The organism is Agrobacterium salinitolerans, from assembly GCF_027498475.1.
GTDB lineage: Bacteria > Pseudomonadota > Alphaproteobacteria > Rhizobiales > Rhizobiaceae > Agrobacterium > Agrobacterium salinitolerans.
In genome coordinates this window covers 1,160,914-1,172,841 of sequence record NZ_JAPZLN010000001.1, presented here as the reverse complement: position 1 = coordinate 1,172,841, position 11,928 = coordinate 1,160,914, and the positions used below count along the sequence as shown (strand labels likewise).

The 11,928-nt window shown below is 59.1% G+C and carries 10 protein-coding genes and 1 pseudogene; 8 read left to right on the top strand and 3 right to left on the bottom strand.

Going from position 1 to position 11,928, the window contains the following annotated elements:
* Positions 1-105 precede the first annotated feature (105 nt).
* A complete protein-coding gene (gene bacA, locus O9X91_RS05685; protein WP_077981522.1) occupies positions 106-1,380 on the top strand; it encodes a bacteroid development protein BacA in 1,275 nt (424 codons plus the stop codon).
* 50 nt (positions 1,381-1,430) lie between these two features.
* Here the strand turns inward: bacA and O9X91_RS05680 are convergent, their stop codons facing one another.
* On the bottom strand, positions 1,431-2,414 hold the full coding sequence (locus tag O9X91_RS05680; protein ID WP_142911768.1) for a polysaccharide deacetylase family protein: 984 nt from the start codon (positions 2,412-2,414) through the stop codon (positions 1,431-1,433).
* A 149-nt stretch (positions 2,415-2,563) separates the two neighbouring features.
* Between O9X91_RS05680 and O9X91_RS05675 the strand changes: the two genes are divergently transcribed.
* The 4 genes from O9X91_RS05675 to O9X91_RS05660 all read left to right on the top strand — a co-directional run bounded on the left by O9X91_RS05675 (position 2,564) and on the right by O9X91_RS05660 (position 6,351).
* Positions 2,564-3,148 (top strand): NnrU family protein, encoded by a 585-nt coding sequence (locus O9X91_RS05675; RefSeq protein ID WP_142911767.1) that lies wholly within the window; start codon positions 2,564-2,566, stop codon positions 3,146-3,148.
* A gap of 155 nt (positions 3,149-3,303) precedes the next feature.
* Positions 3,304-3,975, top strand: coding sequence for a tetratricopeptide repeat protein (locus O9X91_RS05670; RefSeq protein WP_142911766.1), 672 nt, complete (start codon positions 3,304-3,306; stop codon positions 3,973-3,975).
* Between the two features lie 132 nt (positions 3,976-4,107).
* Entirely contained in the window at positions 4,108-5,538 is a 1,431-nt protein-coding gene (gene der / locus O9X91_RS05665; RefSeq protein ID WP_077981526.1) for a ribosome biogenesis GTPase Der, read from the top strand.
* A 204-nt stretch (positions 5,539-5,742) separates the two neighbouring features.
* Positions 5,743-6,351: a DUF2026 domain-containing protein gene (locus O9X91_RS05660; protein ID WP_142911765.1), complete on the top strand. Its 609-nt coding sequence runs from the start codon at positions 5,743-5,745 to the stop codon at positions 6,349-6,351.
* 168 nt (positions 6,352-6,519) lie between these two features.
* On the opposite strand, the gene O9X91_RS05655 is transcribed toward O9X91_RS05660, so the two are convergent.
* A complete protein-coding gene (locus tag O9X91_RS05655; protein WP_077981528.1) occupies positions 6,520-7,569 on the bottom strand; it encodes a bifunctional monoglucosyl/glucuronosyl diacylglycerol synthase in 1,050 nt (349 codons plus the stop codon).
* A 258-nt stretch (positions 7,570-7,827) separates the two neighbouring features.
* Positions 7,828-8,748, bottom strand: coding sequence for a sugar kinase (locus O9X91_RS05650; RefSeq protein ID WP_162520307.1), 921 nt, complete (start codon positions 8,746-8,748; stop codon positions 7,828-7,830).
* Positions 8,749-8,904: 156 nt separating this feature from the next.
* Here O9X91_RS05650 and bglA point away from each other — a divergent pair, with 156 nt between their 5' ends.
* The 3 genes and pseudogenes from bglA to O9X91_RS05635 all read left to right on the top strand — a co-directional run bounded on the left by bglA (position 8,905) and on the right by O9X91_RS05635 (position 11,880).
* Entirely contained in the window at positions 8,905-10,569 is a 1,665-nt protein-coding gene (gene bglA / locus O9X91_RS05645) for a beta-galactosidase BglA (RefSeq protein WP_142911764.1), read from the top strand.
* Positions 10,566-11,023: pseudogene (aac(6'), locus tag O9X91_RS05640) on the top strand (aminoglycoside 6'-N-acetyltransferase). The gene bglA and the pseudogene aac(6') overlap by 4 nt, the downstream one beginning before the upstream one ends.
* Before the next feature lie 305 nt (positions 11,024-11,328).
* Positions 11,329-11,880, top strand: coding sequence for a hypothetical protein (locus O9X91_RS05635; protein WP_142911763.1), 552 nt, complete (start codon positions 11,329-11,331; stop codon positions 11,878-11,880).
* Positions 11,881-11,928: the final 48 nt, after the last annotated feature.

Below are 11,928 nucleotides of genomic sequence, written 5' to 3'. Positions count from 1 at the left end.
AAGGTCAGTGCTTCTTCATTGCTGTGCACAAATTTCTGCCCTAGGTTCGGGCCATCTAGTGCTTCGCCAATAATGGCTGATTTCAAACGCGCGTGAGTTCGAAACGTGTTTCATTGCTTCTTTCCCAAACCGAAATTGTTCTTCACGTCGGCCTTCGTCTGGGCGATGGCCATGATCGGCGTGTGGTACGCCGGCGGCCGCAATTGGGGTGCCATAATTGGTCTGCCGCCTCTGCCTGCCGGACAAGAGCCGGTCATCGGCGTTTCGGTTTTCTGGTCCACCCCGTTCTTGTGGTTCTATATTTATTATGCCGTTGCCGCGCTGATCTTTTCCGCGTTCTGGTTCTGGTATCATCCGCATCGCTGGCAGAACTGGTCGGTTCTTGGATCGGCGCTGATCATCTTCGCGACCTATTTTTCCGTGCAGGTGAGTGTTGCAGTGAATGCCTGGTATGGGCCGTTTTATGACCTTATCCAGCAGGCTCTGGCGCGGACGGCGCCTGTGACGGCCGAACAACTCTACATGGGGTCGCTCGGTTTTGCGGGTATCGCCTTCGTCGCCATCTTCGTCGGTGTGCTCAATCTGTTTTTCGTCAGCCATTATATCTTCCGCTGGCGCACGGCGATGAACGAATTTTATATGTCGAACTGGGATCGGCTTCGCCACATCGAGGGCGCCTCGCAGCGTGTGCAGGAAGACACCATGCGTTTCTCTTCCACCGTCGAAGGACTGGGTGTGGGGTTTGTGCGGGCGATCATGACGCTGATCGCGTTCCTGCCGGTGCTGTTCACATTCTCGGAAACGATTACGGACCTGCCGCTTTTCGGAGCCGTGCCCCATGCTCTCGTGTGGGCCGCCATCGTCTGGTCGGTGTTCGGCACGGTTTTTCTCGCGCTCGTGGGTATCAAGCTGCCCGGGCTGGAGTTCCGCAATCAGCGCGTGGAGGCTGCCTATCGTAAGGAGCTGGTCTATGGCGAAGACCATGAAGAGCGCGCGGATCCTCTGACGATCGGCGAGTTGTTTGCCAATGTGCGGAAGAATTATTTCCGCCTCTATTTCCACTATCTGTACTTCAACGTCGCCCGCATTTTTTATCTGCAGGCGGACAACATCTTTGGCACGTTGGTTCTCATCCCGTCGATCGTCGCCGGCAAGGTCACGCTCGGACTTATGAACCAGGTCCTGAATGTTTTCGAACAGGTGCGCGGCTCGTTCCAGTATCTCGTGAACTCTTGGACGACCATTGTCGAACTCCTGTCGATCTACAAACGTCTGAAAGCCTTCGAAGCGGCGATCGAGGGGCAGGAGCTTCCCGAAATTGACCAGCGATATCTACTGCGAGAAGCCAAAGGCGGCGAGTTGAATGCCAACCGCCCCTGAGCAAACAAGAAGGCGGCCAATTGGCCGCCTTTTTCATAAGTTCAGAGATTTTAACCCTCGGTCTTCTGCTTCCTTCGTGCCTCGATCATCGGCATCGCCTCGGCATAGCTCACACAGGCGACATCCTGCCTGCCGCAGACTTCGCGCAGCAGCCGCTCATAGGCGTTCCAATAGGCGCCGCCATTCATCTTCACGAAGTGAAAGCCCATCTGTAGCGGAATGCGCTCGCCATTATATTGCCTGTCGAATGCATTGCGGAAGGCCGTATAGGCGCGCTCCTCGAATTCCTGGGCGCGATCCGGCGTTTCGATGCCGATGGAGTGGCGGATGAAGAGATTGTAGTCCATGGCGATGATCGGGCGGTTGCCCGGACCTTCCGGAATGAGCGGCAGGCCGAAATGCTCTATGCCGTCGCGCTCCACCGGCCATTCCGGCCCCTTGGTGATGCTGGTGGCGTCATAAATGAAGCCATGCTTTTTCTGGGCGGCGGTCAGCGCCGGACCCTGTGAGAGATAGGGCGCACGGAAACCGTTGATGTTTTTGACCATCTCGCGCCAGCCCTCGGGCTCCTCGCCCTTCTTGCCGATCATCTGCCAGGCATTTTCCAGCGTACTGGTGAAGGTGGTGAATTCGCCGTCCCATTGTTCCGCGGTCCACTGGCCGCCATCGAAATGGCCGCAGGTGTGGTTGCCAATCTCGTGACCCTCGCGATAGGCGGCCCAGATGTTTCTGAGCCTTGTCTCCACCTCTTCCGGTGACTGGCCGAAACCGACGTTGGAACGGCCGGCCTTCTGGCCAGGTCCCTGATAGGTCTTGGCGCTGGTCTTCCTGTCCATGACAAGCGTGCAGGCGAGGAAATAGGTGAAATGAGCGCCGACCTGCTTGCTCGTCGCCCGGCTTCTTTCCCACAGCATATTGTCGCCCGCGCCGTCGAAGGAGACGATCACGAGCTGCTTCGGCTTCTCAGCCTCTTGCGCAAAAGCGGGAAGGGCGGCGAGAAGCGACAGGGAAAAAGCGGCAAAGGGGCGAAACATCAGTTATCCGTCATATGAAACACCGTGGCCTTTTGCGGGTGGAATAAGGCGAAGCTTTGAAGTGGCTGGCGTTTTCATGGCTTTCGGCCTAATTCCTGTTCTCAACCGCGGTGATAGGGCCGCTTCGTTCCACCGGGGGACCGTATTCCATGCTTTTTCTCGCACTCTGTCTTGCCTTGTTCCTGCTGACGCATCTTTTGAAGGTGGTCGCGCCGCAATTTCGCGCCCGCATGATCGCGACGATGGGCGAAGGGCCTTTCAAGGGCGTCTATTCCGTTGTCAGCCTCGTCACGCTCGGCCTCGTCATCTATGCCTTCGGTGAAGCACGGCAGGAGACCGGCATGTTGTGGTATCCGCCGGTCTGGATGAGCCATATCGCCGTCACCCTGATGCTGCTCGCGATGATCTGTCTTGTCGCCAGCCTCATCCCGGCTGGCCATATCGCAACGAAGACGAAACATCCGCTCATCCTCTCGGTCAAAATCTGGGCGCTCGCGCATCTTCTGGCCAATGGCGAGACGTCGTCCATTCTTCTTTTCGCATCGTTCCTCGCCTGGGGCGTGGTGATGCGGATCTCGTTGAAGCGCCGGGAGCGAGCGGGTGACAAAGTGGTCCGGGACTTCGTTTCAAGCCGCTACGATCTGGTGGCCGTTGTCGGCGGCATCGTTCTGTGGGGCGCATTCATCCTGAAACTGCACGAATGGTTGATCGGCGTTCAGCCTATCGCCATGTAGGAAATCAACGTTTCCCCCTTACATATCAGGCAAAATAGGCTAGAAGGCCGACCATGACCCGGTTGGCCTGACTTTCGCTGACCCGGGTAAGCGGCTTGGTATGTCCGCGAACGGATGGATCGGTGACGATCTCCGCGCGGGTAACGGAGAATTTGATGGCAAACGAAAATGATACCTTTATCCGCGAAGTGAACGAGCAGATCCGTTCCGAGCAGCTGTCGCGCTTCTGGGGCCGTTACGGTATCGTGGTCGTGGGTGCGGCCGTCCTGGTGGTTCTCGGCGCCGCCGGTGCCGGTATCTACGAATACTGGAACACCAGCCGCGCTTCCAATTCGGGCGATCAGTTCCTTGCGGCGCTGAAACTCGCTTCGGAAAACAAGACGGATGATGCGCTGAAGGCCCTTGCCGATCTCGAAACTTCCGGTCACGGCAATTACCCTGTTCTGGCGAAGTTCCGCTCGGCCACGCTGCTTTCGCAGAAGGGTGACGCGGCCGGCGCCATCGCTGCCTTCACCGCCATCGGCAACGACACCTCCGCACCGCAGGTCTTCCGCGATACCGCCAAGGTGCGCGCGGCCTGGCTGCTGGTCGACAACGGCACCTACGATCAGGTTGCCGCACTGGTGGAACCCCTCAGCGGCGAAGGCCAGACCATGAAGGCTTCCGCCCGCGAGGCTTTGGGTCTCGCCGCCTACAAGGCCGGCGATTTCGCCAAGGCCAAACAATGGTTCGAGCAGATCGTGAGCGACGCGCAGGCGCCGCGCAACGTGACGAACCGGGCGCAGATCATGCTCGACAATATCACCGCTTCAGGCAAGGCTGCTTAAGGTCGCTTCGCCACGCGAGATCGCGCCGGCATTCTCCGCATTGCCAAAGCGATCCAACTCATTATTTTACGCATGTCCTTTGCCCAAAACAGGTAGTGTTTTGGGCAGACGTGCTTTAAGGAACCAGGATCAATGAGCTTCACCGTCGCCATAGTCGGGCGCCCCAATGTCGGCAAGTCCACGCTTTTCAACCGTCTGGTTGGAAAGAAGCTGGCGCTGGTGGACGATACGCCGGGCGTGACCCGTGATCGTCGCCCCGGCGAGGCGAAGCTGGTCGACCTGCGTTTCACCATCATCGATACCGCCGGTCTGGAGCAATCCGGTCCGGAAACGCTTCAGGGCCGCATGTGGGCGCAGACCGAAGCGGCGATTGACGATGCCGATGTGACGCTGTTCGTTGTGGACGCCAAGGCGGGCCTGACGCCGGCCGATGAGACGCTGGCCGAAATGCTGCGCCGTCGCGGCAAGCCGGTGGTACTGGTGGCCAACAAGTCTGAAGCGCGCGGTTCCGACGCCGGTTTCTACGATGCCTTCACGCTCGGCCTCGGCGACCCTTGCCCGATCTCGGCCGAACACGGTCAGGGCATGATCGACCTGCGCGACGCCATTGTTGAGGCAATCGGCGAGGACGTGGCTTTCCCGCCGGAAGTGGATGAGGCGGAGACGGATATCGTTCTGCCGCGCAGCGAACCGGGCAGCGAGGACGAAGAAGACGAAGAGCCGGTTTATGACGAGACCAAGCCGCTGCGCGTCGCCATCATTGGCCGGCCGAATGCGGGCAAGTCGACGCTGATCAACCGTTTCCTCGGTGAAGACCGGCTGCTGACCGGCCCGGAAGCCGGCATCACCCGCGACAGCATCTCGGTCGAATGGGACTGGCGCGGCCGCACCATCAAGATGTTCGACACGGCCGGCATGCGCCGCAAGGCCAAGGTGACGGAGAAGCTGGAAAAGCTTTCGGTCGCGGATTCGCTGCGTTCCATCCGCTTTGCGGAAACCGTCGTCATCGTGTTCGACAGCACCATCCCCTTCGAAAAGCAGGATCTGCAGCTGGTTGACCTCGTCATCCGTGAAGGCCGCGCCGCCGTGCTTGCCTTCAACAAATGGGATCTGGTCGAAGACCCGCAGGCCTATCTGGCCGATCTGCGCGAAAAGACCGAGCGGCTTCTGCCGCAGGCGCGCGGCATTCGCGCCGTGCCGATTTCCGGCCAGACGGGTTATGGCCTCGACCGGTTGATGCAGAACATCATCGATACCGACAAGGTCTGGAACCGCCGCATTTCCACGGCCCGTCTCAACCGCTGGCTGGATGCGCAAACCACGCAGCATCCGCCGCCGGCCGTCTCCGGCCGCCGCCTGAAGCTGAAATATATGACCCAGGTCAAGGCCCGCCCGCCGGCCTTCATGATTTCCTGCACCCGACCGGAATCTATTCCGGAAAGCTATACGCGTTATCTGGTGAACGGTCTGCGCAAGGATTTCGACATGCCGGGTGTGCCGATCCGGGTGCATTACCGGGGTTCGGACAATCCGTTCGAGAGCAAGGCGAAGAAGCGGCGTTGATTTTGACGTGAAGGGTCTCGGCCTGTTTCTTCTCCCCGCCGGGGAGAAGGTGGCCCGAAGGGTCGGATGAGGGGGCTCGCTCTCTGAATATCTATACTCTCGCCCCCTCATCCCGCTGCCGCGGACTTCTCCCCGGCGGGGAGACGAAACAAGCGGCATTCGCTCGTTCCAATTTCACTGTCCGGCTTTGAAGAGTAAAAGACTATGTTGATCAAGCAGACCGACTATTTCAGGATTTACCGCGTCATCAACAGCCTGCTCATCAGCCAGAATGCCGATCCTGCCTCGGCCTCCATGTATTTCAGCACCTTCGGCGCCTTCATTCTGCAGCAGCACTACAAGGTGAAGGCGGTGCCGAAGGGCGGGCTTGCCGCCTATAATCTCGGCGGAACGGTTCTCTTGTTCGCAGATCATCGGGAAGATGGTTATGTGACGGGTGCAGGCGAGAATTTCCATTGCTGGGTCGAGGCGGACGGCTGGGCGATCGATTTCATGGCGCCGGCCTTTTCCGAAGGTGCCGATGCGCTTGCGGTGCCGGCAAAGATGTTCCAGCGGCCGCTGTCGGCCATGGCGGCGTCCATCAATGATCTCGGCCAATCCGGCGATTTCTTCTACCGTTCCGAGCCGGAAGCGTCGGCCAGACGTTTTGCCGACTGGCACAAACAGGCCATGATCGGCGATATGGCGAGCGTTGCCGCCAACTGGTTCCGCAAATCCCCCAAGCAGATGGCGGCATCGCTTTCGGTGACCGACCGGGACGGCAAGGCGCGGACCGTGCCGCTGACGGGCCGGTCTCTCACTGGTAACTGGTGAGGGGGTCGATCTGATAAAAGGACGGCCAGCGTAATCTCGCGGCAGCCGCCTGACGTCAATCAGCAGCCCGACCCCGTTCTAAAGATAACGGCAGTCGCGTCCTGATCGCCTTGTGACACTCCCGTACCGTTTCGTCCACTCATTCCCGCACAAATCTCGGGGATTGCCTCATGCAAGCCGCGAGCGCGACAGAAGCGGCAGTGATTTTCCGGCGGCATGGATGACATTGTCGAGGAATTGTCGCGAGGCCTTTTCCCAGCTGTAGCTTTTGGAAAGGGCAAGCGCTGCCTGTGGTGAGCAGTGAAGCGCCGCCAGACAGGCGTCGCGCAGATTAGTGTCCAGCGCACCGGCGGCGGGGTTTCCGCCGAGAATGTCGATCGGTCCGGTCACGGGGAAGGCGGCAACTGGAACGCCGCTGGCCAGCGCTTCGAGAATGGTGTTGCCGAAGGTGTCGGTCTTCGAGGGGAAAACGAAGACATCGGCCTGCGCATAGGCATCGGCCAGCTCCTCACCGGTCTTGATGCCGGTGAACAGAACATCAGGGTATTTTTCCTGCAATTCATGGCGGGCGGGACCGTCGCCAACGACGATCTTCGATCCCGGCAGGTCGAGTTCCAGGAATTCCGGCAGGTTCTTTTCCACCGCCACACGTCCCACCGTCATGAAGATCGGTCTCGGCAGATCGAAAGGCAGCTTGGTTTTCGGGCGGGGATGGAAAAGCTCGGCGTCGATGCCGCGGCTCCAGCGCTTGAGGTTGCGCACGCCGCGGGCTTCCAGTTCGGTCTCAAGGCTCGGCGTGGCCACCATGCAGGTGTTGCCGCCATTGTGGAACCAGCGCACGAAGGCGTAGAGCCAACTTTCCGGGACGGGGAAACGGGCGGCTACATATTCGGGAAAGCGGGTGTGGTAGCTGGTGGAAAAACGCATACGGTTCTTCACGCACCAGCGCCGGGCCATGAAGCCCAGCGGCCCTTCCGTGGCAATATGCACAAAGGAGGGCTGGCTTTTTTCGATCTCCGCCGCCACACGACGATAACCGGCGACCGACAGGCGGATTTCCGGATAGGTGGGGCAGGGGATGCTGTAAAAACTCTGTGGTGTGACCATGTGCACATCGACGCCGAGCCGCGCGAGTTCGGTATTGGTGTTTTCAATGGAGCGAACCACGCCGTTGACCTGCGGGTGCCAGGCATCTGTGACAATCGTGATTCTGGTCATGAAACACTGATCCTGCTCATCTGCGCGCGGGCGAATCCCCATTGCCCGGCTTCTGCCCGTATATGCGGCGTGCGTGTTACAGGATCATGTCAGGGTGTATGGCGGTGGGGAATCGTGGTTGCGCTCAAAATTTTGCTGTTGTCGGCGGCGCTGCCTTCTGTCCTTATCCCTGTTCCTCGGACTTGTTCCGGGGAACAGGAATGAGGGAACCCGAGGTGGCTGCATGCGAAAATCCACGTTCGCGCAGTGTAGCGAGCCCTATCCCACCAGTGGAAGCAACTCGGGGCTGATCAGCGCGCCATGGTGGCCGATGACGGTCGCCGCAGCCCTTGCCGCGAAGGTGGCGGCCTCTTCGGGAGAACTGCCGGTCACGTAACGGGCGAGGAAGGCGCCGTTGAAGCTGTCGCCGGCGCTTGTCGTATCCACCACGTCCACGGCTTTCACTGCCGGGGCGTGAGTGCGACTGCCGCCGAAATCGAGCGTCGCGCCCTTGGCGCCGTCCTTCACGACGATGTTTTCAACGCCAAGTGAACGGTAGCGGTCGATGGTCGCTTCCACGGACACATCGCCGAAATGGCGGGCCTCGTCATCGAAGCTCGGCATGACAAGCGTTGCGGCGCGCGCACCGTTGGAGATGGTTTCGAGCATCGTATCCCTGTCCGCCCACAGGCGCGGGCGAATGTTGGGATCGAAGACCACCAGCTTGCCCGCCGCTTTGGCGCGGCGCAGTTCGGCGAGGAACGTATCGACATCATGGGCAGAGGCGAGAACGGCGAGCGTGATACCGGAGAAATAGACCACATCGGCACTCTCGACCGTTTTGCGCAGGTGGTCCGCGTCAGTGGCAAGCTGCCTTGCGGCGGCGGCATTGCGCCAGTAGCTGAAGGTGCGTTCGCCATCCTTCAGGTTGATGAGATAGAGGCCGGGCGTTCCACCCTTGATGCGGCGGATTTTTTCCGTGCCGATGCCGGCATCCGCGATGAAGGTGAGCATGTCTTCAGAGAGAGGATCGTCGCCGAGCGCGGTAAAATAATCGACGGACCAGTCTTGCGGCAGGCAAGCCCGGGCATACCAGGCGGTATTGAACGTATCGCCGGCAAAACCCTTGCGCAGCAGCCCGTTGCCGGCCTGCGACAGTTCCACCATGCATTCGCCAATCGACAGAAACCGTCCGCCCACGCCGTCATCCTCCCGTTTTTTCCAGCCATGCGGCTTACGACGAGTGCGCGCCGCTGACAAGGGCGGTTGTGGCCGTTTGTGCATGTGCGAAGTTCCGGTTTACGCGGGCGCAAGGGCTTTATATTCTCCCGGCGTGACACCCTCAGGAGATCGCCGATGACACTGCCCCATGCCCCGGTCCACAAATCTCAAGCACAATCGGACTGGTGGAAGGGAGCGGTGATCTATCAGGTCTATCCGCGCTCGTTTCAGGATACGACCGGCGACGGCTATGGCGATCTTGCCGGAGTGACGAAACGTCTGCCCTATATCGCCTCGCTCGGCGTCGATGGCATCTGGCTCTCGCCCTTCTTCACCTCGCCCATGGCCGATATGGGCTATGACGTTTCCGATTATTGCAATGTCGATCCGATGTTCGGCACGCTTGCCGATTTCGACGCGCTGATGGCCGAGGCGCACCGGCTGGGGCTGAAGGTCATCATCGATCAGGTCATCTCGCACACGTCGGACCAGCATCCCTGGTTCGTGGACAGCCGAGCGAGCCGCACCAACAGCAAGGCCGACTGGTATGTCTGGGCCAATCCCAAGCCGGATGGCACGGCCCCCACCAACTGGCTTTCCGTCTTCGGCGGCCCGGCATGGGAATGGGACGGCGTGCGCAAGCAATATTACATGCACAGCTTCCTCGCGTCGCAGCCGGATCTCAATTTCCATAATCCGGATGTGCAGGATGTGCTTCTCGAAACCGTGCGTTTCTGGCTGGATCGCGGCGTTGACGGTTTCCGGCTCGATACCGTCAACCATTATTTCCATGACAGGCTTTTGCGCGACAACCCGCCGCTTTTCGACGAGGAAAGTTTCGGTCTCGATGCTTCCGACGTCAATCCCTATGGCATGCAGGACCATCTGTACGACAAGACGCGGCCGGAAAACGTGGCCTTCCTCAAGCGTTTTCGCGCGCTGCTCGACGACTATGAGGGCCGCGCCACGGTGGGTGAGGTGGGAGACGGGGCGCGGTCGCTGAAGACGGTGGCGGCCTATACGTCCGGCAATGACAAGCTCAACATGTGCTACACTTTCGACCTGCTGGGGCCGGATTTCAGCGCGAAGCATCTGCGCGCCTCGGTCGAGACCTTCGGCAAGGTGGTGACGGATGGCTGGGTGTGCTGGGCCTTTTCCAACCATGATGTGGTGCGTCACCTCAGCCGTTTTTCCGAAAGTGCGGAGGAGCAGGTGCGCGTGGCGAAGCTTGCCATCTGCGTTCTCGCCAGCCTGCGCGGTTCCATATGTCTCTATCAGGGAGAGGAGCTGGGTCTGACCGAGGCGGAACTTGCTTTCGAGGATCTGCGCGATCCCTACGGCATCCGCTTCTGGCCCGCCTTTAAGGGGCGGGACGGATGCCGCACGCCGATGGTGTGGGAGACAGGCAAGCCGAATGCCGGTTTTTCCAGCGCTGAAAAGCCGTGGCTGCCGGTGCCCTATGTTCATGCCATGCAGGCTGTGGATGCGCAGGAGCGCAAGCCGGACTCGGTTCTGAACCATTACCGCGCGGTTTTGTCCTTCCGCAAAGGTCACGGCGCACTGCGCGATGGCGATATGCACTTTATCAAGACCAATCTCGACGTGCTGGCCTTCACGCGCCAGAAGGGCGATGAAAAACTGCTCTTCGTTTTCAACCTCACCCGTGAGGCGGTGGAATTCCCAATACCGAAGGCCATGCGGGTCACCGATATACTGCCGATGCCGGGTTTCGCACCGTTATTCGATGCGGGGATCGTGACGCTCGAGGGGCTGGATGTATTTTGCGGGGTCGTTGCATGAGCGGGCAATTTGCCATCGAGGCGGCTGGCGAAGCATCGCTCGATGAGTGGTCGCTTCTGCGGCACCGTTTGTGGCCGGATGCTTCACCCACCGAACACCGGGCGGAGTTGCAGGACGTCTCCGACAATGAAGTTGGATTTATTGCCTATGATCCGGCGGGCATGGCCATCGGTTTTGCCGAAGCCAGCCTGCGGCATGATTATGTCAACGGATGCGACACCTCACCCGTGGCGTTTCTCGAAGGCGTTTATGTGGAGGAGGCCTTTCGCAAACGGGCGTTGCGGCTGCTTTGATTGCCGAAGTAACCCGTTGGGCGACCAGCAAGGGTGTGAGCGAACTTGCTTCCGATGCCGACATTTCCAATGTCGATTCACACCGCATGCATGCGGCGCTGGGATTTGAGGAAACGCAGCGGGTGGTTTATTTTCGCAAGTCCCTGCCTTTGGGTTCATAGCCTCCCTGCGCTCTTCGGCCAGCGGAAGATGTCAGTCTTCGCGGCCGCCTTTCGTTGATCAAATGCGGCGCCATGATCGCGTCTTGGATGGTGAATAGTAATATTTAAGTATTGATTAATTTATTATGGATTCAATTCGAATTAATTAAATATTAAAAAACACATGTATTCGCATTAATGAAAATTTTTCAGCAATTTTTTCACATTTACTTCGCTTTTGGCGAGCCTTGGGCAAGCTTCCAGTATTAATTATTGAAACCTACAGATTTTTCGGTCTCCACCCATAAAGTGAAGCAGGGATTGTCATGTCCGTTTCAATCAAGAATTTCAATCAGCCCAATACCGCGAATTCCACCTCGTCGCGCGCCAAAGCTAAGGCCGCGCCTCCATCCATCCGAGAGGTCTTTCTCTCCGGACAATCGGCAGCCCGCGCATCAACACCGAAACCAGCCCCCAAAACCTCGTCAGCCGACTATATCGCATCGCCCGACTTCATGCGGAATCTGAGGGCCAAGCTTTCTCTGGCGGGGGACGATCCGGCGCAATATCTGCGCGCCCGGTCGATGATGAGTGCTCTCGAGCGTGGGGCCTTGCAGGTTTCGAACCCCACTCAAGGCAAAACGATCAATGCGTGGAATCCGAACCAGAAAAACGCCAAGCCGACGACAGCCACTGACATTGCCAAGACCAACTGGGTGGATTTTCTCAATACGCAGCTGAAGCGCAGCGAAGACGGCGCGCTCTCCAGGGATGGAAGCGGCAGCTATATCGACAATGCGACAGGAAAACACGCCTATTTTGGCAGGGTCGCGGGCAAATATTATTACGTCACCTGGCCTTCGGAAGCGAAAGCATGAGGCCGCTCTCGCAGCCTCAAAGGGCGAATTGAGCGTTTTCCGCTGCTC